The organism is Streptomyces asoensis (genome assembly GCF_013085465.1).
Taxonomy (GTDB): domain Bacteria; phylum Actinomycetota; class Actinomycetes; order Streptomycetales; family Streptomycetaceae; genus Streptomyces; species Streptomyces cacaoi_A.
The window spans coordinates 2,261,157-2,287,147 of sequence record NZ_CP049838.1; the positions used below are offsets into that span (position 1 = coordinate 2,261,157).

The window sequence follows — 25,991 nt, forward strand, 5'->3', positions numbered from 1 at the left end:
CCTCATCCGCTCACTTCTCCCAGATGAACACCCGGTTCACCACCTACCGGAACGACACCGCGCCAAGTCCTGCGATAGCCCTCGCGAAGAGGCCCGCCGACAAGGGCGAGGATCTGTGATGCGGCGTCGATCATGGGCGTCGGGTCTCCCGACGTGCACAGCCGCAGGTGTCCTTCGAGCAGGGCGGCCCCACGTTCCCCGTCCGCCTCCAGAAGGCGCCGCGGCAGCCACTTCCCGCCGCCGATCCACGCCTGGTGGTAGTCGCAGAGCAGATCTGCCGCCGCAGTGAGAACGAACCCGGCCACCGCCAGACGCTCGATCCGGTCGCCGGCATCGGCGAGGTCGTCCAGAGCATTCGTCAGCCCATACCTCTTCGTCTCGACCACCTCCGGTGCCGCCGCCGGAGGACCATTGCGGAGGTCCGCCTCGGCACGGGCACGGGCGCGGCCGGCCTCCCCGGCGACATCGACCAGGACGAGACCCGTGGCGTACACGCTCTGGAGGACCGCACGACGTGCAGCGACGTCCGCAGCAAAGAGATCCGCGAGACCGGCACGGGTGTGGATGAAGAGCTCCACGACACGTCCCTCGAACCGGATCGTCTCCCGGCAGGTCTCGCCCTTGTCCCCGATGAGCACCGCGATGTCCAGGTCACTGCTGGCAGTGGCTCGCCCCGCGGCCACCGACCCGCCGAGGACCGCGGCAAGCGCATCGGGGAAACGGTCACACACGAGGCGTCGGGCCTGGTCGATGGGGTCCGCGTTCACGGCAATCAGGGTTTCAGGAACCTTGATCGATGGCGACCAGGTTTCCGTCACCACGGCTTCACGGCTACGAACCGTGACGGCCCCGAGCACGCGCCACTGGGTGCGCCTGGCTCAGTCGCCCTGTACGCGCGCGTGGAGATGCATGTCGTGCCAGCCGTCCTGATGGAGGGCGGCACTGCGCCTGGTGCCCTCCAGAAGGAAGCCGGCCTTGCCCGCGACCCGGCAGGAGGCCTCGTTGGCGGTGGCGTGCATCAGCTCCAGGCGGTGGAAGCCGATCTCGTCGAAGGCCCAGCGGGTGAGGGCGGTCGTGGCCCGGGGGGCGACTCCCCGGCCACGGGCCGCCCTGGTCGTCCAGTACGCGACCTCGGCCACGCCCTCGGCGAGCAGGATGCCCCGCAGCGCCACCCGCCCCAGCAGTTCGTCGCTGTCCGCGTCGACGACGGCCCACTGGGCGTTCCGCTCCTCCGCCCAGCTCGTACGCCACTCCTCGATCCAGCCGGCGACCTCCTCCTCGGAGTCGGCGGCCCTGATGTGCCACTGGTGCATGGCGGGGTCCTGGAAGGCGGCGTACACGGCGGGGGCGTCCTCGGCCCGCCACGGGCGCAGGAGCAGTCCGTCGCCGCTGCGGAGCACGGGCTGCGGGGCCCCCGAGAGGGTTCCGGCGGGCAGGACGACGTCGGCGGTGAAGGGCATGAGCCGCATCCTGCCAACGGTCCACGGCCCGACCAACGGGTTTTCCGGCCCGTAGGCTTGACCCCGATGAGACGCCGTACGCCGCCCCCGCCCTCCCCGCTGCCGCAGCGCGACGGGATCGACCCGGTACGGGTCCGGTTGCCCGGCGAGGGCGCCTGGGCCACCGTGCGGGAGCACCTGGTGGAGCGGCTGGGCCCGGCGCGCGCCGGGGTCGCGGAAGGGATGCTGGAGGCCGGGCTCGTCGTCGGCGCCGACGGGCGGGCGGTGGCGCCGGACGCGGCCTACGTACCGGGGATGTTCGTCTGGTACCACCGCGAGCTGCCGCCCGAGGTGCCCGTGCCGTTCCCGCTGGAGATCGTGCACTGCGACGAGCACATCGTCGTCGTCGACAAGCCGCACTTCCTGGCCACCACCCCGCGCGGCAGCCATGTCACCGAGAGCGCGCTGGCCCGGCTGCGGCGGGAGCTGGACATCCCCGCGCTCGGCGCCGCGCACCGGCTCGACCGGCTCACCGCCGGGCTCGTGCTGTTCACCGTGCGCCCCGAGGAGCGCGGCGCGTACCAGTCGCTCTTCCGCGACCGCCGGGTGCGCAAGGTGTACGAGGCCGTCGCGCCGTACGACCCGGAGCTCGCCCTGCCCCGGACCGTGCGCAGCCGGATCGTCAAGGAGCGCGGGGTCCTGGCCGCCTACGAGGTGGCGGGCGAGCCGAATGCCGTGAGCCGCGTCGAGCTCGTCGAGCACGGTGCGCGAGGACTCGGCCGGTACCGGCTGCTGCCCGCCACCGGGCAGACCCATCAGCTGCGTGTCCATATGAACACGCTCGGCGTGCCCATCCTCGGCGATCCGCTCTACCCCGAGGTGGCCGCCCCCGTGCCGGCCGGTGACTTCCGGCGCCCGCTTCAGCTGCTGGCGCGGGAGCTGGAGTTCACCGATCCGGTCACGGGGACGGAGCACCGGCTGCGGAGCGGTCGGGTGCTCGAGGCCTGGACGTCGTACGACGGCTGGGCCGCCGCTCCGTCGGCGGGCGCCGCTCAGTAACCGCGCCACCAGGACAGGAAGCGCCGCCAGGCGTTGGGCCTGCGGACCGGCCCCGTCGACTGCGGGACGGGCGGCGCGGAGTGCGGCGCGGAGTGCGGCGCGGGCGCCGGGGCGGGCGCCGGCTCGGGGGCAGGCGCCGGCGCCGGCGCAGGCCGCGGCTGGGTGCTCACCGGCCGCGTCAGACGCTGCGGCGGGATCGGGGCGTGGCTCGGCTTGTGCTTGACGTCCTGCTGGTCCTTCGGCTCGAACCGGACCGGCAGCTCCACCAGGTGCCGCGAGGCGATCGACATCGTCCACCGCAACTCGTCCTCTTCGCAGTCGAGTTGCACGTCCGGCAGCCGCATCAGCAGCGCGTCGACGCCGACGTCGGCGATGGCGCGGCCGATGTCCTGGCCTGGGCACTCGTGCGGACCGCTGCCGAAGGCGAGGTGGGAGCGGTTGCCCTGCATGTGGGCGGACAGGTCGGGGCGTACCCGGGGATCCACGTTGCCGGGCGCGGGCGCGAAGAAGAGACCGTCGCCCCGGCGGATGCGCTGGCCCCCCAACTCCGTGTCCTGCTTCGCGAAGTAGCCGAAGATGGTGCTGAACGGGGGCTCGTCCCACAGGGACTGCTCGACCGCCTCCGCCACCGTCATCTGGCCGCCGTTGAGCTGGGCGAGGAAACGCGGGTCGGTGAGGACCATGCGCAGCGCGTTGGAGAGCAGGTTGACGGTGGCCTCGTAGGCGGCGAAGAGCACCAGGCGCAGATGCTCCCTGACCTCGTCGTCGGTGAGACCCGCCGGGTGGCCGATGAGGTGGCTGGTGAAGTCGTCCTCGGGGTTGGCCCGGCGGCGGGTGGTGAGCCGGGCGAGCGCCTGCACGACGTACTCGTGGCTGGCGAGCGCGGTCTCGCTGCCCTTGAGCGCGTCACGGGCGGAGTGCACCATCTTGTCGTTGTACTCGTCGGGCATGCCGAGGACATGGCACATCACGGCCATCGGCAGGTGCTCGGCGAAGTCGCCGACCAGGTCGGCCCGACCCTCCTCGCAGAAGCGGTTGACCAGGCGCTGGCTGGAGCGGTTGATGTAGCGGCGCACACTGCGGTCGTCGATGGTGGCCATGGCGGCGGTGACCGCGCCGCGCAGCCGCTTGTGCTCGTCGCCCTCGGCGTGGGCGCAGATGGGCTGCCAGGCCATGTGCGGCATGAGCGGGTGGTCGGGCCTGACCTTGCCGTCCAGCATCTGCGACCAGATGCGGCTGTCCTTGGTGAACTGCGACGGGGTGCGCACCATGCGCAGGTTCTCGGCGTGCCCGAGGACCATCCACATCGGCAGGTCGTCGTGGAGCAGGACCGGCGCCACGGGGCCGTGTTCCTCGCGCAGCCGCTCGTACAGTTCGTTCAGGTCCTCCGCGCCGGGGCCGTAGAGGCGGGCCAGTCCGCCGGGGCCCCGGCCGTGCGCGGGGCAACCGGGCGGCGGGTCCAGGGCGAGGTCGTGCGGACCGGTCGGGGTGGGGTGTTCGGGAGTCACAGGGGGTCGCTCCGAAACTGTGCTGAATACGGTGTCTTCAGGGGATGTGGTGCCGTGCGGGTCAGGCGAGACTGCGGGTCAGAGCCAGGGAGTGCAGGAAGCGCATGAGGGTCATCAGGACGTCGCGGCTGGAGGCGCGGCGGCGGACGTCGCACTCCACGATCGGGATCTCGGGCGGCAGGTCGAGGGCCGCGCGCAGGTCGTCGATGGGGTAACGGGGCCCGTCGGGGAAGGTGTTGACGGCGACGACGAAGGGCACGCCGCCCTCCTCGAGCCGGCCCATGACCTCGAAGCTGACCTCGAGGCGGCGGGTGTCGACCAGGACGACCGCGCCCAGCGCGCCCTCGAACAGTCCGTTCCACAGGAACCAGAAGCGTTCCTGGCCGGGCGTGCCGAAGAGGTAGAGCACGACCTGTTCGGTGATGCGGATCCGGCCGAAGTCCATGGCCACGGTGGTGGCGGTCTTGGTCTCGGAGCCGTAGTTGTCGTCGACCCCGATGCCCGCCTGGGTCATGGTCTCCTCGGTGGTCAGCGGCCTGATCTCGCTGACGGAGCCGACCATGGTGGTCTTGCCGACGCCGAAGCCGCCCACGATGACGATCTTCGCCGCGGCCGTGGTGGTGTGCGGCAGATGGTCCTCGGCCCGTGGGCCGGGGATCGTGTCAGAGCCGTTGAAGTCCATGCATCACCGCTTCGAGAAGGGAACGGTCGGGGAGCTGCTGCCGGACGATGGGGGCGCGTGCCTGTACGAGTTCGGCCGCCAGCATCTCGGTGAGCAGCACCGTCACCACGCTGAACGGCAGGCTGAGGTAGGCAGAGATCTCGGCCACCGACAGCGGGGCGGCGCACATCCGCAGCACCGCCGTCTGCTCCGGGGTGGCCGACGAGGGCGGTTCGGCACGCGCCACGACTAACGTGACCAGGTCGACGGGTGCGCGCTCGCCGTCCGCGCCCGTGATGATGTACAGCCGCTCGGGGTTCTTGCCCTCCCCCTCCGCCCCCTCCTTCGAGTCCGACGGGAGCGGCAGGGGCGGCAGGGGCGGCGGGGGCGGTTGTGGCAGGGGTTGTCGCCGACGGCGTTGCGGAGGAGTCATACGCTCTGCCCGTTGCGCCGGGGCGGACTGGTCAGATGGGCGCCGATGCGGACGACGAGGTCGCGCATCATGCCGCTCATCCGACTGGCCTCGCAGCGCACGTCGGCGAGGACGGCGAGGTAGGCGTTGGCGCCGGCCGACATCATGTAGAAGTAGCCGCCGCTCAGATCGATGACGACCATGTCCATCTCGCCGGTGCTCGAGTGGATCTCCTGGCCGACCGCGGCGGCCAGGCTCTGGAGGCCCGCACAGGCGGCGGCGACCCGGTCGGCGGCGTCGGGGTCGCCGGCGTAGCGGGCGATGCGCAGTCCGTCGGCCGAGAGGACCACGATCATCTCGATGCCGGGAACCCCGTCGTAGAGCTCCTTGAGCAGCCAGTCGAAGTTTTGGCGCTGCTGGATCACGTGAGGTCCCCTTCATCGTCGGCCTCGGGCTTGGCCTTGTCTTCGATCAGGTGCAGATATGCGGTGGGATTGCGGGTGAAGTCGGTGGGGTGCACGCCGGGCGGGGCCGCTTTGACCAGGCCCTCCCAGAAGGCCTCGAACGCCAGGCCGGGCTCCCGCTTCTTCTGGGGCTCCGGCTCGGGCTCCGGCCGGCGCTGTGCGAACGGGTCGGGCTTGCCCAGGCGCTCGGCCTCCTGAGCGGCGTACGCCTCGGCGTAGCGCTGGGTGATCGGGATCGTGGTCTTGCTGCGCCGCTGCGGCAGCCCCTGATCGGTCCACTCGGTGACCTCGGGCACCTCGTCGTCGGTCAGCGATACTCCGGCCGGGATACGCGCGTTGGTGGGGCGGCGCTTCTTGGGCGGGCGCTTGGGGCCCTCGCCGATCTGGCTCAGGTCGATCTGCGGTACGGCGGTGGCGCCGATGCCGTGCGCGAAGCCGGGAGCGGGATCGGAGGTCTGCATCTCGCTCGGCACGATGAGGACGGCCCGGACGCCGCCGTAGGCCGAGGTGCGCAGTGAGACCTGGAGGTTGAACGACGTGCACAGACGGCCGACGACCGCGAGACCCAGGCGCGGGGTGCCGCCGACGTCCTGGATGTCGACGCCCGCCTTGGCCTGCTCCAGCATGCGTTCGGCCTTGGCGCGGGCCTCTTCGCTGAGGCTGACGCCGGCGTCCTCGATCTCGATGGCGATGCCGGTCTGCACCTCGACGGCGTTGACGTGCACCTTGCTCTGCGGGGGCGAGTAGCGGGTGGCGTTGTCCAGGAGTTCCGCGAGCGCGTGGATGAGCGGCTCCACGGAGAGGCCGCGGATGTTCACCTTGGCGATGGAGTCCAGCTGGATGCGGCGGTACTCCAGGATCCGGGACATGGCGCCGCGCAGCACGCTGTACAGCGGGACCGGCTGGGGCCAGTTGCGGCCGGGCCGGCCGCCGCCGAGCACACCGATGGAGTCGGCGAGCCGGCCGATCAGCGAAGTGCCGTGGTCGATGCGCAGCAGGTCGTCGAAGACCTCGGGGTTACGGCCGTGGTCCTCCTCCATCTCCCGCAGTTCCGCGGACTGTTGGTGGACGATGGCCTGCACCCGGCGGGCGATGCTGACGAAGGAGCGCTGGGCCGAGTCGCGCAGCGACTCCTCGTGGTCGACGATGTCGAGGATCTTCCTGACCACGGCGCGCTGCGCGTCGTCGAGGTCACGGAAGTCGGGATCACCCTGGCTGAAGTCGCGCATCACCTCCCTGGGGGAATTTCCGGCCCGCAGCCACTCCACGGTGTTGGGCACGAACTCCTCGGCGAGGCGGCGGTTCTCCTCCGCGTGGCCGGCCACCCGCCGTTCCAGGTACGCGACGCGCTGGTCCCGCTCCGCGCGCAGCTCCCGCAGGCGCCGCCCACGGCGCACCGACTCGGCTCCCGCCGCGATCACCAGGAGGGTGGCGACGGCTCCGCAGACGCCGACGGCGAGCCGGGCCTGCGTCGCCACGAGGGCGACGGCGGCTCCGGTCGCCGCGGCCATCAGTATCGCCGGCAGCAACAGCACGCGCGCGTAGGGAAGTTCTCGGCGACCGGGTGGGGACTGAACACTCACCATGTGGGCACCCTCTGTAGGGATCTGTCGGCATCTTCGGGAAGTTTGGGAACAAGCGCACGAATACGCCTCAACTCGGTGCGCCGCGGGCGAGCTTAGTCCGACCGGATCATCGCCGTGTCATATTCCGCAACCGCCTGAAACCACTTCCGTACGTGGAGTAGCCTCAGCCCATTTACACGCACGGCATTCGTTCGAACACGATGCGTGACGCCGGACGGGCGTGCGAAACAGTTCACCGGGACGGATGAGACGAGCACCCGCGAGCGGCTCGGGCGGTGTTCAGTTCCCCGCGATACGCAGCGCCGCGTCGGCGGTGGCGCGGGCGAACTCCGAGACCGAGCGGTCGGGATCCGAGCGGTGCACGAGGATGACACCCTCGATGAGCCCGAAGACCAGGTCGGTGCGGAGATCCAGCGCGCTCTTCGCGAGCGCGCCGCCCGCCGCCGTGGTGGCGATCAACTGACGGTAGGCGTCCTTGAGTTCGGCGCGCACGGCATGGAAGCCGGCGAACCGCTCGGTGCGCACCTCGGGCAGCAGATAGAGGCCGCCGAGGTTGTGCGAGCCGCCGCACAGCAGCTCGACGTCGGTTCGGCACAGCTCCCAGAGCCGGGCCTCGGCCGTCCGCGCGTCGTCCGCGAGCAGCTCACGGGCATAGGTCAGCGAGGGCGTGACCGTCGACTCCAACAGCGCGGCGAGCAGCTCCTCCTTGCCGGAGACGTAGTGGTACATGGAGGCCTGGCGCATGCCCGCGCGTTCGGCGACGGCCCGGGTCGTGGTGGCGGCGTAGCCGCGCGTGGTGAACAACTCCGCGGCGGCCACGAGCAGTTCGGCGCGCGGGGCGAGCCCGCTGTCCGGGCGCTGCGCGGCCCGCGGGCGGCCCACTCGACGTCCGCTGCTCGTCCCCATGCGTTCGATCCTCGCACACGGCCCCGGACGGCGATCTTCGGACGACCCGGTGAGGAGTCGGTAACCGCCCCGCAACCGGCGGGCAACGGCGGCGACCCGCCCCGGACCTAATTTCTGTCGGGCGACAGAAATACCGCGACAGCGACGGAACCGAGCTGCGGAGGTCCGCAATGGCGGCGACAGCGACCACATACGGAGCACGCGCCCACGCCCGGGCGCAGGAGGGCGCCCGCGCCGAGGCCATGCCGGTCGTCCCGGCCCGGGACTGGCAGGACCCGCCCTGCGAGGCCGGCCACCTGGTGTGGGCCGAGACGGTCGCGGGCGGCAACTACACCCACCGGGTCCTCGCGCGCGGCACCGAGCTGCGCCTGACCGACCTGCACGGCGACGCCTGCGCCCATCTGCTCCTTCACGTGGACGGCCGGCCCTGGGAGCGGCTGAACGTCGCCGACACGGTCAAGGTCCAGTGGAACGCCTACCTCGGCGAGGGCGTGCTGCTCCTGTCCGACCAGGGCCGCGTCCTCGCCTCGGTCGTCGCCGACACCGCCGGGCGGCACGACGCCCTGTGCGGCACCTCCACCCTCGTACGCAACACCGAGCGCTACGGCGACGGCAGCCCGCAGTCCGCCTCCCCGGCCGGCCGGGAGCTGTTCAAGCTGGCCGCCGCGAAGAACGGCCTGGAGCCCCGCGACCTGCCGCCCTCGCTCTCCTTCTTCCAGGGGGTGGAGGTCCGGGACGACGGCACGCTCGACTTCACCGGCTCGGCGGGCCCCGGCGGCAGCGTCACCCTGCGCGCCGAACAGGACGTGACGGTCCTGATCGCCAACGTGCCGCACCCGGCCGACCCCCGGCCCGGGTACGTCAGCACCCCGCTGGAGGTCCTCGCCTGGCGGGCGGCGGCCACCCGGCCGGGCGACCCGCTGTGGGACGCCACGCCCGAGGGCCGCCGCGCCTTCCTCAACACCGCCGAATTCCTCACCGCGAGGGGGCTCGCATGAGCACGGACACAGAGGTGGCGGCCCGCGCCTCCTGGTCGTCGATCGTCCGCGAGGGCGAGACGCTGACCATCACCGACCTGCACGGCAACCAGGCCGTCGACTTCCTCGTGTACGACGCCCACGACACGTCCGTGCGCTACAGCGCGCCCGACACGATCCACGCCCAGGGCGGCATCTTCCTCACCACCGGCAGTGTGCTGATGTCCAACGAGCACACCCCGCTGATGACGGTGACCGCCGACGGCGTGGGCCGCCACGACACCGTAGGCGGCGCCTGCTCCAAGGAGTCCAACACCCTGCGCTACGGCCACCACACCTACGCGCAGCACGCGTGTGTGGACAACTTCCTCGCCGAGGGCGCCCGGCACGGCCTCGGCAAGCGGGACCTGGTCTCCAACATCAACTGGTACATGAACGTGCCCGTCGAGAAGGACGGCACCCTCGGCATCGTCGACGGACTCTCCGCGCCGGGCCTCTCGCTCACGCTGCGCGCCGAGCGGGACGTCCTCGTGCTGGTCTCCAACTGCCCCCAGATCAACAACCCCTGCAACGGCTTCGAGCCGACGGCGGTGCGGATGACCATCGACGAGGCGGGCGCGGCATGACCTTCGACAAGCTGCTGGTCGCCAACCGCGGCGAGATAGCCGTCCGCGTCATCCGCACCGCCCGCGAACTGGGCCTGCGCACGGTCGCGGTGTACTCCGACCCCGACCGGTCGGCACCCCACGTCCGGCTCGCCGACGAGGCCGTACGGCTCGGCCCGGCCCCCGCGAAGGAGTCGTACCTCGACGCCGACCTGGTCCTGGGCGCCGCCAAGGACACCGGCGCCGGCGCGATCCACCCGGGCTACGGCTTCCTCTCCGAGGACGCGGCCTTCGCGCGCCGCTGCGCCGACGCGGGGATCGTCTTCGTCGGTCCGACACCCGAGCAGCTGGAGCTGTTCGGCGCCAAGCACACCGCTCGGGCGGCGGCGGAGGCGGCGGGGGTGCCGCTGGCCCCCGGCACCGGGCTCCTGGCGGACCTGCCCGAGGCGCTGGAGCAGGCCCGGCTCATCGGCTATCCGGTCATGCTCAAGGCCACCGGCGGTGGCGGCGGGATCGGCATGTCGGCCTGTGGCTCGGCCGCCGAACTGACCGACGCCTGGGAGCGCGTCCAGCGTGTCGCCGCCGCGTCCTTCTCCTCCGCCGGCGTCTTCCTGGAACGGCTCGTGGAGCGCGCCCGCCATGTCGAGGTGCAGGTCTTCGGCGACGGCGCGGGAAAGGTCGTCGTCCTCGGCGACCGGGACTGCTCCCTCCAGCGCCGCAACCAGAAGGTCGTGGAAGAGGCCCCGGCCCCCGGCCTTCCCTCGGGCATACGGGAGCAACTGGCGTCGAACGCACGTGACTTGTGCGCCTCGGTCGGCTACCGATCCGCGGGCACCGTCGAGTTCGTCTACGACGCGGCCCGCGAGGAGGCCTACTTCCTGGAGGTCAACACCCGCCTCCAGGTGGAGCATCCGGTCACCGAGGAGATCTACGGCGTCGACCTGGTCGCCTGGATGCTGCGCCTGGCGCGCGGTGAACAGGACGTCGTACGCGATCCGGGCGCGCCCCGCGGCCACGCCGTCGAGGCACGCCTCTACGCGGAGGACCCCAGCCGCGACCACCGGCCCGGCGCCGGCCTGCTGACGCGGGTCGAGTTCCCGGCCGGGGTGCGCGTCGACGGCTGGGTGGAGACAGGCACCGAGGTGACGACGTCGTACGACCCGATGCTCGCGAAGGTGATCGCGTACGGCTCGGACCGGGCGCACGCGCTGCGACGCCTGGACGAGGCACTGGCCCGGACCCGCGTCGACGGCATCGAGACGAACCTCGGGCTGGTCCGGGCGGCGCTGTCCGACTCCCGGTTCGTGACGGCGGCCCACTCGACGGCAACCCTCGCCACGGTCACCGACCCGACCCCCCGCGTCGAGGTCGTCTCCGGCGGCACCCTCACCACCGTGCAGGACTGGCCCGGCCGCACCGGCCACTGGCAGGTCGGCGTCCCGCCGTCCGGCCCGATGGACGACCGCTCGTTCCGCCTCGGCAACCGGGCGCTCGGCAACCCCGAGGGCGCCCCGGGCCTGGAGTGCACCCTCCAGGGCCCGGCCCTGCGCTTCACCCACGCCACCACGGTGTGTGTGACGGGCGCGCCGGCCCCGGTCACCGTGGACGGCACGGCGGTGGCGCGGTGGGAGCCGGTGACCGTGCCGGCCGGGGCCCTGCTGGAGATCGGCGCGCCCAGCGAGCACGGCCTGCGGACGTACGTCCTGTTCGCGGGCGGCCTGGACGTCCCCGCCTTCCTGGGCAGCGCGAGCACGTTCACGCTGGGCCGGTTCGGCGGCCACGGCGGGCGGGCGCTGCGCACGGGTGACGTCCTGCACGGCGGGACGGTCGCCGACGGCACCGCGGTGCCCGTCCCGGACCGCCCGGAGTTCGCCCGGGTCTGGCACCTCGGCGCGGTCGAAGGCCCGCACGCGGCACCGGAGTTCTTCACCGAGGACGACATCCGCGACTTCTACGCCGCCGACTGGAAGGTCCACTTCAACTCGGCCCGCACCGGTGTGCGCCTGGTCGGGCCCAAACCGCGCTGGGCACGCACCGACGGCGGCGAGGCAGGTCTGCACCCGTCCAACATCCACGACACCCCCTATTCCGTCGGCGCCGTCGACTACACCGGCGACATGCCGGTGCTGCTCGGCCCGGACGGCCCGTCCCTCGGCGGGTTCGTGTGCCCGGCGACGGTGATCAGCTCGGAGCGCTGGAAGCTGGGCCAGCTGCGCCCGGGCGACACGGTCCGCTTCACGCCGGTGGGCGTCGACGGCGCGCCGCGCCCCGAGATCGTCGACGGGGGCGTGCTGGCCCGGGACGGCGACGTGACCTACCGGCGCAGCGGCGACGACAACCTGCTGGTCGAGTTCGGACCGCTCCAGCTGGACCTGGCGCTGCGCATGCGGGTCCACGCGCTGATGGAGGCGGTGGCCGCGGCGGACCTGGCCGGCGTCACCGATCTCACCCCCGGCATCCGCTCCCTCCAGATCCGGACGGACCCCGGCCGCCTCCCCCAGCATGAACTCCTCGCGGTGGTCCGGGAGATGACGGCCGCCCTCCCGCCCTCGGACGAACTGGTCGTCCCCTCCCGCACCGTGCACCTCCCGCTGTCCTGGGACGACCCCGCGACCCGCGAGGCCATCGCCCGCTACATGGCGGGCGTCCGCGACGACGCCCCCTGGTGCCCCTGGAACATCGAGTTCATCCGCCGGGTCAACGGACTGGACACGCTGGCGGACGTCTACGACACGGTGTTCGCCGCGGAGTACCTGGTCCTGGGCCTCGGAGACGTCTACCTGGGCGCCCCGGTCGCCACCCCGCTCGACCCGCGCCACCGTCTGGTGACGACGAAGTACAACCCCGCGCGCACCTGGACGGCCGAGAACTCGGTGGGCATCGGCGGCGCGTACCTCTGCGTCTACGGCATGGAGGGCCCCGGCGGCTACCAGTTCGTGGGCCGGACGACCCAGGTCTGGTCGCCCTGGCAGCAGCGCGGCGCGTTCGAAGCGGGCTCGCCCTGGCTGCTGCGCTTCTTCGACCGGATCCGCTGGTACCCGGTCGACGCGGACGAACTCCTCGACCTACGGGCCGACATCATCTCGGGTCGCTTCGTGCCGCGCATCGAGGAGGGCACCTTCTCGCTCGCCGAGTACCAGACCTTCCTCGCCGAACACGCCGGCCCCATAGCGGAGTTCAGGTCCCTCCAGCAGACCGCGTTCGCGGCGGAGCGGGACGCCTGGGAGGCGGCCGGCGAGTTCGCGCGGGCAGCGGCCGCCGAGGCGCCGGCCGCTCCCCCGGCCGAGGTGGCGATACCGCCGGGCGGCCGCCTGGTCGAGGCCGAGTTCGCCGCCTCCGTCTGGCAGTTGAACGTGTCGCCGGGCGACCAGGTGACGACGGGGCAGCCGCTGCTCGCCCTGGAGGCGATGAAGATGGAGTCCAGGGTGCACGCGCCGGTCGACGGCGTGGTGGCACAGGTCCTGGCCCGACCCGGCGACCAGGTCGAGGCGGGGACGGCACTGCTCGTCCTGGCCCCGGTCGCGAGCTGACCGAGCCGATCGACCCGACACCACGCAAGGAGCACGCATGTCCACGACTGTGTCCCGCGTCCGCGCCGCCTACGCCCGCATCGAGGCCACGGACCGCCCGGAGATCTGGATCGACCTTCGGCCGCGGGCGGACGTCGAGGCGGAGGCCCGCACGCTCGACGAACGGCTGGCGTGCGGCGAGCGCCTTCCGCTCGCCGGCCGGCTGCTCGCCGTCAAGGGAAACATCGACGTGGCCGGACTGCCCACCACCGCGGGCTGCCCGGCGTACGCCTACCGGCCCGCCGACGACGCCCCGGTCGTCGCCCGGCTCCGTGCGGCCGGCGCGCTGGTACTGGGCACCACGAACCTGGACCAGTTCGCGACCGGCCTGGTGGGCACCCGCTCCCCGCACGGCGCGGTGCGGGGCGCCGTCGACCCGTCGCGGGTGAGCGGCGGCTCCAGCTCCGGTTCGGCCGTCGCGGTGGCTCTCGGCATCGTCGACCTCGCCCTGGGCACGGACACGGCGGGTTCGGGGCGGGTCCCGGCCGCCTTCAACGGCATCGTCGGCCTCAAGCCCACCCGCGGACTGGTCCCCACGGAGGGCGTCGTCCCGGCCTGCGCCTCGATCGACTGTGTGACGGTGTTCGCCCGCACGCTCCCCGAGGCGGAGCGGGCCCTGGCCCACATGGCGTCGCCGGCCGGCCGCGCCCTCCCCTCGCTCCCCGCCCGCGACCCCGGCCCCTGGCGGATCGCGGTCCCGCCCCTCGACCAGCTGGGCGAGCTGGACCAGGGCTGGGCGGCGGCCTACGAGGCAGCGGCACGACGGCTCGAGGCGGCCGGGGCCGAGATCCGCAGCATCGACCTCACCCCGTTCACCGAGGCCGCCGCGATGCTCTACGAGGGCGCGTTCGTCGCCGAGCGCTACACCGCCGTGGGTACATTTGTCGACAAGTTGATCGCAGAGGGCGGTGAGGGGCTGGACCCGACGGTCGCCGGCATCATCACCCGGGCCCGGGACATCCCGGCCCACCGGCTCTACACGGACACCGAACGCCTGACGGCCCTGCGCACCCGCGCCCTGGCCGAACTGGCCGACTCGGACGCCCTGTTGCTGCCCACCACCCCCGGCCACCCCACCCTCGCCGAGGTCGCCGCCGACCCGCTGGGCGCCAACGCCCGCCTGGGCCGCTTCACCAACTCCACCAACCTCTTCGACCTGGCGGCGGCGGCCGTCCCGGCCGGCGAGGTGAACGGCCTGCCCTTCGGCGTGATGCTGGTCGGCCCGGCCTTCACGGACGACCGGCTGGCCCGGATCGCGGACCTGCTGCGACCCGAGGTGTACGTGGCGGTGGCGGGCGCCCATCTGACCGGCCAGCCCCTCAACCCCCAGCTGCTGTCCCTGGGCGCGGTGCTGGACCGGACGACCACGACGTCCCCGGTCTACCGCCTGCACGCCCTCCGCACGGCCCCGCCCAAGCCGGGTCTCGTGCGGGTGGGCGAGGGCGGCGCCGCGATCGAGGTGGAGATCTGGCGCCTCCCGGCGGAGGGTCTCGGCAACCTGCTCGCCGCTCTCCCCCGCCCGATGGCCCTGGGCAGCGTCGAACTCGCCGACGGCACCCAGGTCCCCGGCTTCCTGTGCGAACCGGGCGCCCTCGGCGACGCGGCGGACATCACGGCGTACGGGGGCTGGCGGGCGTATCTCGACCAGCGCTGAGGTGAGCTGCCGAGGGGCGCGGGGCCGTATCGACATGCGGCTCCGCCGCGCGGGCGCGACCGGCCACGCACGACCCGCGCCCGCCGGACGGCATCACCCCACCGACGAATAGGCGACAACACCCCGCAGCAGCTCGTCGACCGCCTTCCGGGCGTTCTTCGCCACCGTCGAGCCCCCGGCCGAGGCGGGAGCCGCCGCCGCGATCTGCCCCAGCACGTCGATGACCTGCTTGCACCAGCGCACGAAGTCACCGGCGGGCATCTCCGCCTCGCGCAACACCTCGTCGAGGCCCTTGCCGGAGGCCCACATATAGGCCGACCAGGCGAAGCCGAGATCGGGCTCGCGCTGCCCCACGCCCTCGGTCTGGCTGATCCGGAAGTCCTCCTCCAGGGCGTCCAGCCGGCCCCAGATGCGCACCATCTCGCCGAGCGCGGCCTTCGCCTTGCCCGAGGGCAGCTTCGGCGCCATGGCGTCGTCCCCGGCCCGCGACTCGTAGACCAATGCCGAGACACAGGCGGCCAGTTCGGCGGGGGCCAGCCCCTCCCACACGCCCGCGCGCAGGCATTCGCTCGCGAGCAGGTCGAGCTCGCCGTAGAGCCGGGCGAGCCGCTTGCCGTGCTCGGTGACCTCGTTGCCCCGCAGATAGTCGAGCTCGGTCAGCAGCGCCACGATCCGGTCGAACGTACGGGCGATCGTGTTGGTGCGTCCCTCGATACGACGCTCCAGCTGCGAGGTGTCCCGCAGCAGCCGGTGGTAGCGCTCGGCCCAGCGGGCGTGGTCCTCACGGTCGGAGCAGCCGTGGCAGGGGTGCGCGCGGATCGCGGTGCGCAGCCGGGCGATCTCACGGTCGTCGGCGGCCTGCGAGCGCTGCTTGCGGGCCCGCTCCGGCGGGATGTGCCCGGCCTTGGTGCGCAGCGCGGAGGCGAGATCGCGGCGGGACTGCGGCGAGCGCGGGTTGAACGACTTCGGGATCCGCATCCGGTCCAGCGCCTCGACCGGCACCGGGAAGTCCATCGAGGCCAGCCGCTTGACCTGCCGCTCGGCGGTGAGCACCAGCGGACGCGGCCCGTCGTGCTGCTCGAAGCCGCGATGGCCGTTGGCCCGGCCGGCGGGCAGACCCGGGTCGAGCACCAGCGCCAGCCCGGCGTACTTGCCGGTGGGCACGTGGATGACGTCCCCCGGCTTGAGCTTCTCCAGCGCCACGGCGGCCTCGACGCGCCGCTGGCTCGCGCCCTGCTTGGCCAGTTCGGTCTCGCGGTCCTTGAGGTCGCGGCGCAGCCCCGCGTACTCGTCGAAGTCGCCGAGGTGGCAGGTCATGGAGGCCTTGTAGCCCTCGAGCCCCTCCTCGTTGCGCTGCACCTGCCGGGAGATCCCGACCACCGACCGGTCCGCCTGGAACTGCGCGAACGAGGTCTCCAGCAGCTCGCGCGAGCGGTGCCGCCCGAACTGCTCGACCAGGTTGACCGCCATGTTGTACGACGGCTTGAAGCTGGAGCGCAGCGGGTACGTGCGGGTGCCCGCGAGCCCGGCGAGGTGCTCGGGGCTCATCGCGCGCTGCCACAGCACGACGGCGTGCCCCTCGACGTCGATGCCCCGTCGGCCGGCGCGGCCGGTGAGCTGGGTGTATTCGCCGGGGGTGATGTCGGCGTGCTGCTCGCCGTTCCACTTGACGAGCTTCTCCAGCACCACAGAGCGAGCGGGCATGTTGATGCCGAGGGCGAGCGTCTCGGTCGCGAAGACGGCCTTGACCAGGCCGCGTACGAACAGCTCCTCGACGACCTCCTTGAAGGACGGCAGCATGCCCGCGTGGTGGGCGGCGATGCCGCGCTCCAGACCCTCCAGCCACTCGTAGTAGCCGAGGACGTGCAGGTCCTCGTGGGGGATGGCGGCGGTGCGCTCCTCGACCAGGGCGCGGACCTCGGCGCGCGCCTCCTCGTCGTTCAGCCGCAGCCCGGCGTACAGGCACTGCTGGACGGCGGCCTCGCAGGCGGCACGGCTGAAGATGAAGGTGATGGCGGGCAGCAGCCCCGCGGCGTCGAGCCGCTCGATGACCTCCGGCCGCCCCGGCGTCCACACCCGCGACCGCTGCCTGCGCTCCCGCTCACGGTCGGCCTCGCGCATGTTGCGGCCGCGCCTGCGGTCCTGGTACGAGGGCCGGCTCGCCTCCATGCGGGCCAGCCGTGTGAGGTCGGGGTTGACGGCTCTGCGCTGGCCCTCGCCCTCCTCGAACAGGTCGTACATCCGCCGCCCGGCGAGCACGTGCTGGAACAGCGGCACGGGCCGGTGCTCGGAGACGATCACCTCGGTGTCGCCGCGCACGGTGTCCAGCCAGTCGCCGAACTCCTCGGCGTTGGACACGGTCGCCGACAGCGAGACCAGGGTGACCGACTCGGGAAGGTGGATGATCACCTCTTCCCACACGGCGCCCCGGAAGCGGTCGGAGAGGTAGTGCACCTCGTCCATCACCACGTATCCGAGGCCGAGGAGGGTCTGCGAGCCGGCGTACAGCATGTTCCGCAGGACCTCGGTGGTCATCACGACCACCGGGGCGTCGGAGTTGACGCTGTTGTCGCCGGTGAGCAGACCCACCTTCTCGCTGCCGTAGCGTCGGCACAGGTCGGAGTACTTCTGGTTCGACAGCGCCTTGATGGGCGTCGTGTAGAAGCACTTCTTGCCCTGCTGGAGGGCGAGGTGGACGGCGAACTCGCCCACGATCGTCTTGCCCGAGCCGGTGGGGGCGGCCACCAGGACGCCCTTGCCCGCCTCGAGTGCCTGGCAGGCCTCGATCTGGAAGGGGTCGAGACCGAAGTCGTACATCTCGCGGAAGGACGCGAGCGAAGTGGCCTGCTCGACAGCGCGCTTACGTGCTGCCGCGTACCGCTCGGCCGGTGAGAGATCCTCTGTCATCGTGCTTTCGAGCGTACCGGGCCGCACTGACAACAGGACGATCATTATCCGGATCCGGTCTTGCCAAACCTCGGTACGCCCAGCTCACGGGCGCACGGGCGGCCCGTTTCAGGGGCCTATGACCCGCACCGCGCCCGGCACGCACCGCGCGGTCAGCGGCAGCTCCCCGAGCCGCTCCCCGTCCGCGTAGCCCGAGACGCCCGCCGCGGCGATCTCGACCTTCGCCGCCCGGAGCACGGTGACCTTCGGATGGTCGATGTGCGTCCCCCGGTACACCTTCGGGAACACCCGCAGCAGCGTCGTCCGGCGGCAGTCCCCGACGACCGTGACGTCGAACAGTCCGTCGGCGAGGTCGGCGCCGGGGCAGATCCGCATGCCGCCGCCGTAGGAGGATCCGTTGCCGACGGCGACGAGGGTGGCCTCGACCTCCCGGACGGCTCCGTCGTCGAGCGTGATCCGGTACGGGAACGGGCGGAACGCGGCCAGTTCGGCCAGCATCGCGAGGTCGTACCTGGCGCGTCCGGTGGGCCATCGCATGCGGTTGCCCCGGTCGTTGACGCGGGAGTCGAAGCCGGAGGCGAGGACGGTGCCGAACCAGCGGTCGCCCACCCGGCCGAGGTCGATGTCGCGGATCCGGGCGCCCTTGAGGGCCTCGGCGACCAGCCTGGCCGCGGCCGCGGGATCACGGACTGGCAGGCCGAGGGCCCGGGCGAAGTCGTTGCCGGTGCCGGCGGCGACCAGGCCGAGCGGGGTGCGGGTGCCGGCGACGGCCTGGAGCGCGAGGTGGGCCAGGCCGTCGCCGCCGACGGCGATCAGGGCACCGGTGCCGCCTGCGACGGCGGCACGCGCGCGTGCGAGGGCGTCCTCGGCGTTCACACCGAGGACCGTATGCACCGTGTAGCCGGCCGCCCGCAACGCGGAAGCGGCCGGCGGCGCTGCGTGAGCGCCCCGGCCGCGGCCCGCCGCGGGGTTGACGAAGAGGGTGATCTCGCTGGTCACGGGGATGACCTTAGGAGCTCTCCGACGCGTCTCAGGTCACGTCGTCATAACCGTTGACGCGCTCCGTGCTCGCCTGCTCGGGCAGCGCGCGGCTCGCGGTCACCGACTCGACCTCACCGATGGCCTCGGGGCTGAGGTCCAGCTCGGAGGCCTCGTCGTCGGCGGGGCCCAGGGCGTCGCGGCGGCGCCTGCGTCGGTCGTTCAACAGGGAGAAGGCGGTCGCGCCGAAGTACAGGATCCAGATCGGTCCGGCGAGCGCCAGCATCGAGATGGGATCGGTGCTGGGCGTGGCCACGGCGGCGAACACCGTGATGCCGATGATCATGGCCCGCCACCAGCCGAGCATGCGCTTGCCGGTGACCATGCCGGTGAGGTTGAGGAAGACCAGCAGCAGCGGCAGCTCGAAGGAGAGGCCGAAGACGACGACCATGCGCGTGACGAGCTGGAGCAGGTCGTCCAGCGGCAGCAGGTTGCTGACGCCGCCCGGGGTGAAGTCGATCAGCACCTTCGCGGTGGTCGGCAGCACCCGGTAGGCGAAGTAGCCGCCGCCCATGAACAGCGGGGCGCCCATGCCGACGAACGCGTACGCGTACTTGCGCTCGTGATTGTGCAGACCGGGGGCGATGAAGGCCCACAGCTGGTAGAGCCAGACCGGCGAGGCGAAGACGACCCCGGCCATCAGGGAGACCTGGAGGGCCAGCGTGAAGGGCGCGAGCAGACCGTTGATCGTGATGCTCGCGCACTTGTTCGTGGAGTCGCCGGACTTGAGCTGCCCCGCGATCTCCTCGAAGGTCTTCCCGCAGCCGACCGAGTCGAGGATCGGCTTGGTGAGGAAGTTGATGATGTCGTTGTAGAAGAAGGCGGCCACGACCGTCACGAGGACGATGGCCAGCATCGCCTTCGCGAGCCGGTTGCGGAGCTCACGAAGATGATCCGCGAGGGGCATCCGCCCCTCGGGGTCCTTCTCCTGTTTGCGGGCAGGCTTCAGCAACCCACGTTCCCATCTCGTGCGGCGGGCCGGAGGTCACCGGCCCTGCGTCAGCGCTTGGTCGTGTCCGTCGGCTCGCTGACCGGACGGGAGCTGGTCACATCGCCGGGGGAGGCCTGGATGGTGCGCTGAGCCGGGGGCTGCTCGCCGTCGTTCGGCGGGCCGGCCGGGGTGGTCGTGCTGCCGCCGTCTTCCTTCATCGCCTTCGCCTCGCTCTTGAGAATACGAGCGGACTTGCCGAGCGAGCGCGCCATGTCGGGAAGCTTCTTGGCGCCGAACAGCAGGATGACGACGACGAGGATGAGAATGATCTCGGGGGCGCCGAGCCTTCCGAACATAAGTCTTTACCTTCTCACCGAGGCTGCGGGGGTGGGTTGCCGTCCGACCGGTCGGACACCTGTCCGAACGATCGTGTTGACAGCGATCGTAACGCTCAGGGGTAAACGTGAGGCAATCCCCGTGCGTACTCCCGGTCCGCGGTCCGGGCCTCGTTCTCCGAGCCGCAGCCAGCAGCGTACCTGTCCTCTCTACCGGGGCGGGAGGGCGAAGTGGCCCAAAACGCATTCGCCGCAGGACTCACAGGACGCCCACAGCGCTACCCGAAGGTCGCCACAGCGGCCGTCACAGGGTGTCCACAGCACGGGCCGCACTCGCGGCGGCCCGTTCCAGATCCTGGGCCGCCCGGTCGATCCGGCGCGCGGACTCCGTGACCTGCCGCCCCAGAAGCCGCGCCTCCAGGAAGACCCGTACGGCGAACACCGCGAGGACGGCGAGACCTGCGAAACCCATGGCAACCGCGAACATCGGCCAGAACATGGGGCGAGCCTAGACCGTCCTAAGGCGTGTGCAGCCGCAGGGTCCTGACCCCACCGCCGGTGAGCAGTTCGACGATCCGCTCGCCGGCCGGCTTGCGCACGGCGGCCCCGCAGTCGGGGCAGGTGAAGGAGTAGAAGGTGGTCCGGCTGGAGGCGCCGATCGCCAGCCGCAGGGCACTCGCGGCCAGCTCGAACGCGCCCCGGCAGTCGGGGCACCCGGCCCGGAAGCGCACCGGACCCGCACTCCGCATGCCCGCGAACGCGGAGGCCACGGAGATGCCCCGCACACCGGACGCCGTCGACTCGCTCAAAGCCCCTGCTCCCGCCCGTCGAACTGACTTTCGCCCCGCGGTCCCGGCTGCTCGCCGTGCACCGCGGGCGGCCCGTCGGCCGCGCCCCGCGCCTCGATCCCGTCGTATGCCGCCAGCGCCTCACGGGCGGCCCGGCGGGCACTGTCGGCGAGCTCCGGCGGCGACACGATCCGGCCGTCACGGCCGAGCCGCAGCGCCAGCCGCCTGAGCGAGGCGGGTTCGGGCGTGCGCAGAGTAATACGCAATCCGCCGTCGGGAAGCTCATCGGCACTGTCGTGCGGGTAGTACTCGGCGACCCAGCGACCGCCGGGACCGACCTCGACGACGACCTCCGGGTCCTCGGCGGCCGGCTGCACGAGCCCTTCCGACAGGTCCCGGAGCTCGATCTCGGGCGGCGCGGACGGCTCGTCGAGGATCTTGATCTCGGCGACCCGGTCCAGCCGGAAGGTGCGGCGCGCCTCCGAGCGGCGGCACCAGGCCTCCACGTACGTGTGCCCGACGCTGACCAGCCGGATGGGGTCGATCTCGCGCTCCGTGACCTGGTCACGCGCGGGCGAGTAGTAACGGATCCACAGCCGGCGCCGCTCGGAGATCGCCCGGTCGACGTCCGCGAAGACCCCGCCCTCCGACTCGAACGTCACCGACAGCCGCGCGCTCGCGCCCGCCGCCTCACCGGCCGAGGCCTCCACCTTGGCCGTCGCCCGCAGCAGCGCCTGCCGGTCGCCCTCCCGCAGGCCGGGCAGCGTGGACACCGCCCGGGCCGCCACCAGCAGCGCGGTCGCCTCGTCGGCGGCCAGCCGCAGTGGCTCGGCGGCCTCCGCGCCGAGCGCGGCCGGGTTGTGCCACCAGATGCGCTCACCGTCGGTGTCGATGTCGAGGAGATCGCCGCCGCGGAAGCTGGTGCCGCACATGGGCAGCACGTCGAGGTCCGAGACCAGCTCGTCCTCGGTGATCCCGAACGCGCGCGCCACGTCCTCGATCCGCGCGCCGGGGCGCTCCCTGAGATACGTCACCAGGGAGAGCATCCGCCGCGTCTGGTCGATGGCGTTCGTCGGCCTGACCGGTTTGCCTGCCACTGTGTTGCTCGCTCCCCCTCAGCCCTTGGCCACGGCGCGTAGCCGGTCCACGACGTCCGCGCGCAGCTCGGCGGGGTCGAGGACCACCACGTCCGGCCCGAACTCCACCAGCCAGGCGTCCAGCCCGTGCCCGTACGGAATCTCCAACTCGTCCCAGCCGTCGCCGAGTTCCCGCACCGCGGTGGCCTTCGCCCGCAAGGGGTACCCGGCGTCCGTCCGCAGCCTGATCAGCGCGCTGCGGTCGGCGGTCTCCCCCGCCCAGCTCGCGACCGTCTCACGGACGGTGACGACATCGGGGACCGGCGCGGTGAAGCTCGCCCCGCGCGAGCGCACCCTGCCGGTGATCCGCGACAGCCGGAAGACCCGCTCGGCGCCCCGGTCGCGGTCGAAGCCGGCCAGGTACCAGTGGCCGCGCCAGCACTCCAGCGCCCACGGCTCGACGTCCCGGGGCTCCGGGTGCGCGGCGGTGGCCTTGCGGTAGTCGAAGATGACGGGCCGACGGTCGCGGCAGGCCAGCATCAGCGGCTCGAACGCGGCCTCGTGCACGGGGATCCGGGGCTCCAGGGCGCCGTGTGCCTCGTACGGGTCGACGTCCTCGGGGAGCCCCGCGGCGCGCAGCTTCTGGAGGGCGCCGCTCGCGGCACCCGCCAGCCGGGCCTGCTGCCACACCTTGGCGGCCAGGCCCAGCGCCGCGGCCTCCTCGGCGTCCAGGGTGATGGGCGGCAGCCGGTTGCTGTCACGGCGGGCGAGGTAGCCGATCTCGCCGTCCAGGCTCTCCACGGTCTCGATGACCAGGCCGAGCTCGCGAAGATCGTCCTTGTCCCGCTCGAACATCCGGTTGAAGGAGTCGTCCGACCCCGCCCCGCCGTTGCCCGGCCGGAAGGTCTCGACATACGCCTCGATGGAGTCGCGCAGCTCACGCTTGCTGAGCGGCCGTCGCGTCCCGAGCAGACACAGCGCCAGGTTCATCAGCCGCTCGGCCTTGGCAATGGCCATCGACGCCCTTCGCCTCCCCTATGGTGCTTACGATCGACGACCGTACCGCCCCGCGGCGCCCGGACAAAAGCCGAGGGTCCATGCCCGGGCGGGCATGGACCCCAGGTGATCAACACTGGTCGTACGACGGTCAGACCCCGAGCAGGTCCACGACGAAGATCAGCGTCTCGCCGGGCTTGATCGCCGGGGTGGGGCTCTGGTTGCCGTAGGCGAGGTGGGCCGGGATGGTCAGCTGGCGACGGCCGCCGACCTTCATGCCCTGCACACCCTGGTCCCAGCCCTTGATGACGCGTCCGCCGCCGAGCGGGAAGCGGAACGGCGTCCCACGGTTCCAGCTGGCGTCGAACTCCTCACCGGTGCTGAAGGCGACACCGACGTAGTGGACGCTGACGTTGTGGCCGGCCTGCGCGACCTCGCCGTCACCCTCCCAGATGTCCTTGATCTCGAGGTCCGCCGGGGGCTCGCCGCCGGGGAAGTCGATCTCGGGCTTGTCAATGCTCACGTCACTGGCTCCTGCATGTCTCACGGAAAGGCAACACGGACAGTCTTACACCTTCGTCGGCCTCACACCTTGGCGATGATGTCCACCGAGAAGACCATCGTGGAGTCCTTCTCGAGGCCGCTGCCACTCGGCGGGCTGTCCCCGTAACCCAGCGACGGCGGAACGACGATGACGACCCGGCTGCCCACCTTCTTGCCGGTCAGGCCCTGCGCCCAGCCCTTGACCACCTGCTGGAGCGAGAACGAGGTCAGCGAACTGCGGCTGTACGAGGAGTCGAACTCCTTGCCCGTGTCCCAGACGACGCCCTTGTACTGCACCAGCACGGTGTCGTCCGCCGCGAGCTTCGGGCCGTCTCCCTCGATCACGTAGTTCGACACCAGCTTGGTCGGCGGGTCCGACTTGGGGATCTCGATCGAGGGTGCCTTGCCGTCGGTGTTCGTACCCACCTTCGGCACCGCGGCGTCGTCCTGCGGCACGTCCTTGCCCTTGGCCGAGCTCTTCGCGTTGAACGTGTCCTGGATGTCGAAGACGAACACCAGCGTGTCGGTGCCCTTGATGCCCGTGTCCGCGTCGCCGTCCTTGCCGAAAGCCCAGGTCGGCGGCACCGAGAAGAGCACCCGGCTGCCGGTCTTCTTGCCCGTCAGCGCATAGCGCCAGCCGTCGATCGTGCCACCCTGCGCGAGCTGGGTGAACAGCGGCTTCTTGGTGTCGTAGGTGTTGAGGAGGACCTTCGCGCTGTCCCAGATCTGGCCGAGACAGTTGGCCTGGATGTAGTCGTTCTCCGCGACGGTCTTGCCGCTGCCCGCGATCACCGTCTTCACCGCCAGCTGGTCCGAGGGCTCACCGGTGCCCTTGGCGACCGTCGGCTTCTCATCGAACTTCACGCCCGCCGTGATGGCCGGCAGCGGGCCGTCGACGATCTTCGGTGGAGGCGTGGCCCCGGCGGAGGACGACGCGCTGTCGCTCGCCTTGCTCGAGTCGGACTTTTCATCGCCGCACGCGGCGAGAGTGACCAGTCCCGCGGGTACGGCGGCAAGGATGAGTGAGCGTCGGCGCACGATGAAAGCCTCGTAATCGGTCGATCTTCTGATGGCGTGCGCGCTACCTTAGCGACGTTTGTGGACATGCGAAGGGCGCCGTACGGGAACGTACGGCGCCCGTGTCGCGTTCCGCAGCGCGTGCGGAACACGTCACTCACATTCCGGCGATCAGCTTCTCCACCCGGTCGTCCACCGACCGGAACGGGTCCTTGCACAACACGGTGCGCTGTGCCTGGTCGTTGAGCTTCAGGTGCACCCAGTCCACGGTGAAGTCCCGGCGCTGTTCCTGTGCGCGACGGATGAAGTCGCCGCGCAACCGGGCCCTGGTGGTCTGCGGCGGTACCGACTTGCCCTCGAAGATCTTCAAGTCGTTGCAGATCCGGGCGGCTTGGCCCTTTCGCTCCAACAGGTAGTACAGACCACGACGACGGTGAATGTCGTGATAAGCGAGGTCTATCTGCGCCACCCGCGGATTCGACATGGTCATGTTGTGCTTGGCCCGGTACCGCTCGATGAGCTTGTACTTCATCACCCAGTCGATCTCGGTGCCGATCCGGTCGAGGTCCTCCGCCTCGATCGCGTCCAGCGTGCGGCCCCAGAGCTCCAGGACCTGGTCGACGGTGCCGGTACGCACACCCCGGCGCTCGACGAAGTCCACGGCCTTCTCGTAGTACTCCCGCTGCACCTCCAGCGCGGAGGCCTCCCGGCCGCTGGCCAGCCGCACCTTGCGCCGGCCAGTGATGTCGTGACTGACCTCACGGATCGCCCGGATCGGGTTCTCCAGCGTCAGATCCCGCATCACCGTGCCCGCCTCGATCATGCGCAGCACCAGGTCGGTCGCGCCGACCTTCAGCAGCATGGTCGTCTCGGACATGTTGGAGTCGCCGACGATGACATGCAGACGGCGGTAACGCTCGGCGTCCGCGTGCGGCTCGTCGCGCGTGTTGATGATGGGCCGCGAGCGGGTCGTCGCGGAGGAGACGCCCTCCCAGATGTGCTCGGCCCGCTGACTGACGCAGTAGACCGCCCCACGGGGCGTCTGAAGCACCTTGCCCGCGCCGCACAGCAGCTGGCGGGTCACCAGGAACGGGATCAGGATGTCCGCGAGCCGGGAGAACTCCCCGTGCCGGGCCACCAGGTAGTTCTCGTGGCAACCATAAGAGTTGCCCGCCGAGTCCGTGTTGTTCTTGAAGAGGTAGACGTCGCCCGCGATTCCTTCCTCGTGCAGGCGTCGTTCCGCGTCCACCAGGAGTCCCTCGAGAATGCGCTCGCCGGCCTTGTCGTGGGTGACCAACTCGGTCACGTTGTCACATTCCGGTGTCGCGTATTCCGGATGCGATCCCACGTCGAGATAGAGGCGGGCGCCGTTTCGCAGAAAGACATTGCTGCTTCGGCCCCATGACACGACACGGCGGAAGAGGTACCGCGCCACCTCGTCGGGAGACAGCCGGCGCTGTCCCCTGAACGTACATGTGACGCCGTACTCGTTCTCCAGCCCGAAAATGCGGCGGTCCATG

Annotated in this window: 24 protein-coding genes; 5 read left to right on the plus strand and 19 right to left on the minus strand. The window is 71.5% G+C overall.

Translation table 11 applies throughout. The features are described 5' to 3' along the window. Positions 1 to 2: 2 nt before the first annotated feature. Both G9272_RS10070 and G9272_RS10075 read right to left on the minus strand, forming a co-directional pair. Positions 3 to 857 (minus strand): nucleotidyltransferase domain-containing protein, encoded by an 855-nt coding sequence (locus G9272_RS10070; protein WP_367398545.1) that lies wholly within the window; start codon positions 855 to 857, stop codon positions 3 to 5. A gap of 21 nt (positions 858 to 878) precedes the next feature. Continuing rightward, a complete protein-coding gene (locus G9272_RS10075; RefSeq protein WP_171396228.1) occupies positions 879 to 1,460 on the minus strand; it encodes a GNAT family N-acetyltransferase in 582 nt (193 codons plus the stop codon). A gap of 66 nt (positions 1,461 to 1,526) precedes the next feature. On the opposite strand from G9272_RS10075, the gene G9272_RS10080 reads away from it, so the two are divergent. Beyond that, positions 1,527 to 2,498 (plus strand): RluA family pseudouridine synthase, encoded by a 972-nt coding sequence (locus G9272_RS10080; RefSeq protein WP_171396229.1) that lies wholly within the window; start codon positions 1,527 to 1,529, stop codon positions 2,496 to 2,498. On the opposite strand, the gene G9272_RS10085 is transcribed toward G9272_RS10080, so the two are convergent. The 6 genes from G9272_RS10085 to G9272_RS10110 form a co-directional block, all read right to left on the minus strand. After that, the gene (locus G9272_RS10085) at positions 2,492 to 4,006 is read right to left on the minus strand and encodes a cytochrome P450 (protein WP_171396230.1); all 1,515 of its coding nucleotides are present in this window, start codon (positions 4,004 to 4,006) and stop codon (positions 2,492 to 2,494) included. The two genes, G9272_RS10080 and G9272_RS10085, sit on opposite strands and share 7 nt — an antisense overlap. Before the next feature lie 61 nt (positions 4,007 to 4,067). Next, the gene (locus G9272_RS10090; protein ID WP_171396231.1) at positions 4,068 to 4,688 is read right to left on the minus strand and encodes a GTP-binding protein; all 621 of its coding nucleotides are present in this window, start codon (positions 4,686 to 4,688) and stop codon (positions 4,068 to 4,070) included. After that, entirely contained in the window at positions 4,669 to 5,100 is a 432-nt protein-coding gene (locus G9272_RS10095; RefSeq protein WP_171396232.1) for a DUF742 domain-containing protein, read from the minus strand. The genes G9272_RS10090 and G9272_RS10095 overlap by 20 nt, the downstream gene beginning before the upstream one ends. Further along, positions 5,097 to 5,504 carry a roadblock/LC7 domain-containing protein gene (locus tag G9272_RS10100; RefSeq protein WP_062646899.1) on the minus strand — a complete coding sequence of 136 codons (408 nt, stop codon included), beginning with the start codon at positions 5,502 to 5,504 and terminating at the stop codon, positions 5,097 to 5,099. The genes G9272_RS10095 and G9272_RS10100 overlap by 4 nt, the downstream gene beginning before the upstream one ends. Then, positions 5,501 to 7,129, minus strand: coding sequence for a sensor histidine kinase (locus G9272_RS10105; protein WP_171396233.1), 1,629 nt, complete (start codon positions 7,127 to 7,129; stop codon positions 5,501 to 5,503). Before G9272_RS10105 ends, G9272_RS10100 begins: the two co-directional genes overlap by 4 nt. Before the next feature lie 279 nt (positions 7,130 to 7,408). Beyond that, a complete protein-coding gene (locus tag G9272_RS10110; protein WP_171396234.1) occupies positions 7,409 to 8,035 on the minus strand; it encodes a TetR/AcrR family transcriptional regulator in 627 nt (208 codons plus the stop codon). A gap of 170 nt (positions 8,036 to 8,205) precedes the next feature. Here G9272_RS10110 and G9272_RS10115 point away from each other — a divergent pair, with 170 nt between their 5' ends. From G9272_RS10115 to atzF, 4 genes are read left to right on the plus strand one after another with little or no spacing between them, the layout of a single operon-like run. Continuing rightward, positions 8,206 to 9,033, plus strand: a complete 828-nt coding sequence (locus tag G9272_RS10115; protein ID WP_171396235.1) for an urea amidolyase associated protein UAAP1 — start codon at positions 8,206 to 8,208, stop codon at positions 9,031 to 9,033. Next, positions 9,030 to 9,638, plus strand: coding sequence for an urea amidolyase associated protein UAAP2 (locus G9272_RS10120; protein ID WP_171396236.1), 609 nt, complete (start codon positions 9,030 to 9,032; stop codon positions 9,636 to 9,638). Before G9272_RS10115 ends, G9272_RS10120 begins: the two co-directional genes overlap by 4 nt. Next, positions 9,635 to 13,147: a 5-oxoprolinase/urea amidolyase family protein gene (locus G9272_RS10125; RefSeq protein WP_171396237.1), complete on the plus strand. Its 3,513-nt coding sequence runs from the start codon at positions 9,635 to 9,637 to the stop codon at positions 13,145 to 13,147. Before G9272_RS10120 ends, G9272_RS10125 begins: the two co-directional genes overlap by 4 nt. Positions 13,148 to 13,184: 37 nt before the next feature. Then, positions 13,185 to 14,840 (plus strand): allophanate hydrolase, encoded by a 1,656-nt coding sequence (gene atzF, locus G9272_RS10130; RefSeq protein WP_171396238.1) that lies wholly within the window; start codon positions 13,185 to 13,187, stop codon positions 14,838 to 14,840. A gap of 93 nt (positions 14,841 to 14,933) precedes the next feature. On the opposite strand, the gene G9272_RS10135 is transcribed toward atzF, so the two are convergent. The 11 genes from G9272_RS10135 to pafA all read right to left on the minus strand — a co-directional run bounded on the left by G9272_RS10135 (position 14,934) and on the right by pafA (position 25,990). After that, a complete protein-coding gene (locus tag G9272_RS10135) occupies positions 14,934 to 17,792 on the minus strand; it encodes a DEAD/DEAH box helicase (protein ID WP_171396239.1) in 2,859 nt (952 codons plus the stop codon). Between the two features lie 63 nt (positions 17,793 to 17,855). Next, on the minus strand, positions 17,856 to 18,746 hold the full coding sequence (locus tag G9272_RS10140) for a diacylglycerol kinase (protein WP_171396240.1): 891 nt from the start codon (positions 18,744 to 18,746) through the stop codon (positions 17,856 to 17,858). A gap of 31 nt (positions 18,747 to 18,777) precedes the next feature. Continuing rightward, positions 18,778 to 19,737, minus strand: coding sequence for a twin-arginine translocase subunit TatC (tatC, locus tag G9272_RS10145; RefSeq protein WP_171396241.1), 960 nt, complete (start codon positions 19,735 to 19,737; stop codon positions 18,778 to 18,780). Positions 19,738 to 19,784: 47 nt separating this feature from the next. After that, a complete protein-coding gene (tatA, locus tag G9272_RS10150) occupies positions 19,785 to 20,072 on the minus strand; it encodes a Sec-independent protein translocase subunit TatA (RefSeq protein ID WP_171396242.1) in 288 nt (95 codons plus the stop codon). Between the two features lie 283 nt (positions 20,073 to 20,355). Next, positions 20,356 to 20,550 carry a hypothetical protein gene (locus G9272_RS10155; RefSeq protein WP_171396243.1) on the minus strand — a complete coding sequence of 65 codons (195 nt, stop codon included), beginning with the start codon at positions 20,548 to 20,550 and terminating at the stop codon, positions 20,356 to 20,358. Positions 20,551 to 20,569: 19 nt separating this feature from the next. Next, on the minus strand, positions 20,570 to 20,860 hold the full coding sequence (locus tag G9272_RS10160; RefSeq protein WP_062646924.1) for a hypothetical protein: 291 nt from the start codon (positions 20,858 to 20,860) through the stop codon (positions 20,570 to 20,572). Further along, positions 20,857 to 21,936 carry a helix-turn-helix transcriptional regulator gene (locus G9272_RS10165; protein ID WP_171396244.1) on the minus strand — a complete coding sequence of 360 codons (1,080 nt, stop codon included), beginning with the start codon at positions 21,934 to 21,936 and terminating at the stop codon, positions 20,857 to 20,859. Before G9272_RS10165 ends, G9272_RS10160 begins: the two co-directional genes overlap by 4 nt. A gap of 18 nt (positions 21,937 to 21,954) precedes the next feature. Then, on the minus strand, positions 21,955 to 22,932 hold the full coding sequence (locus G9272_RS10170; RefSeq protein ID WP_171396245.1) for a helix-turn-helix transcriptional regulator: 978 nt from the start codon (positions 22,930 to 22,932) through the stop codon (positions 21,955 to 21,957). 130 nt (positions 22,933 to 23,062) lie between these two features. Next, entirely contained in the window at positions 23,063 to 23,434 is a 372-nt protein-coding gene (locus G9272_RS10175) for an FKBP-type peptidyl-prolyl cis-trans isomerase (protein ID WP_020128331.1), read from the minus strand. A 62-nt stretch (positions 23,435 to 23,496) separates the two neighbouring features. Continuing rightward, the gene (locus G9272_RS10180) at positions 23,497 to 24,492 is read right to left on the minus strand and encodes an FKBP-type peptidyl-prolyl cis-trans isomerase (protein WP_171396246.1); all 996 of its coding nucleotides are present in this window, start codon (positions 24,490 to 24,492) and stop codon (positions 23,497 to 23,499) included. 136 nt (positions 24,493 to 24,628) lie between these two features. Continuing rightward, positions 24,629 to 25,990 (minus strand): Pup--protein ligase, encoded by a 1,362-nt coding sequence (pafA, locus tag G9272_RS10185; protein WP_020128329.1) that lies wholly within the window; start codon positions 25,988 to 25,990, stop codon positions 24,629 to 24,631. Between the last annotated feature and the right edge of the window lies 1 nt (position 25,991).

Bases quoted from the DNA above. Each gene is read 5' to 3' on its own strand.
- G9272_RS10135 (WP_171396239.1), bottom strand. From the start codon at position 17,792: ATGATCGTCCTGTTGTCAGTGCGGCCCGGTACGCTCGAAAGCACGATG.
- G9272_RS10120 (WP_171396236.1), top strand. From the start codon at position 9,030: ATGAGCACGGACACAGAGGTGGCGGCCCGCGCCTCCTGGTCGTCGATC.
- G9272_RS10110 (WP_171396234.1), bottom strand. From the start codon at position 8,035: ATGGGGACGAGCAGCGGACGTCGAGTGGGCCGCCCGCGGGCCGCGCAG.
- G9272_RS10095 (WP_171396232.1), bottom strand. From the start codon at position 5,100: ATGACTCCTCCGCAACGCCGTCGGCGACAACCCCTGCCACAACCGCCC.
- G9272_RS10105 (WP_171396233.1), bottom strand. From the start codon at position 7,129: ATGGTGAGTGTTCAGTCCCCACCCGGTCGCCGAGAACTTCCCTACGCG.
- G9272_RS10075 (WP_171396228.1), bottom strand. From the start codon at position 1,460: ATGCCCTTCACCGCCGACGTCGTCCTGCCCGCCGGAACCCTCTCGGGG.
- pafA (WP_020128329.1), bottom strand. From the start codon at position 25,990: ATGGACCGCCGCATTTTCGGGCTGGAGAACGAGTACGGCGTCACATGT.
- G9272_RS10125 (WP_171396237.1), top strand. From the start codon at position 9,635: ATGACCTTCGACAAGCTGCTGGTCGCCAACCGCGGCGAGATAGCCGTC.
- G9272_RS10115 (WP_171396235.1), top strand. From the start codon at position 8,206: ATGGCGGCGACAGCGACCACATACGGAGCACGCGCCCACGCCCGGGCG.
- G9272_RS10155 (WP_171396243.1), bottom strand. From the start codon at position 20,550: ATGTTCTGGCCGATGTTCGCGGTTGCCATGGGTTTCGCAGGTCTCGCC.
- atzF (WP_171396238.1), top strand. From the start codon at position 13,185: ATGTCCACGACTGTGTCCCGCGTCCGCGCCGCCTACGCCCGCATCGAG.
- G9272_RS10090 (WP_171396231.1), bottom strand. From the start codon at position 4,688: ATGGACTTCAACGGCTCTGACACGATCCCCGGCCCACGGGCCGAGGAC.
- tatA (WP_171396242.1), bottom strand. From the start codon at position 20,072: ATGTTCGGAAGGCTCGGCGCCCCCGAGATCATTCTCATCCTCGTCGTC.
- G9272_RS10080 (WP_171396229.1), top strand. From the start codon at position 1,527: ATGAGACGCCGTACGCCGCCCCCGCCCTCCCCGCTGCCGCAGCGCGAC.
- G9272_RS10170 (WP_171396245.1), bottom strand. From the start codon at position 22,932: ATGGCCATTGCCAAGGCCGAGCGGCTGATGAACCTGGCGCTGTGTCTG.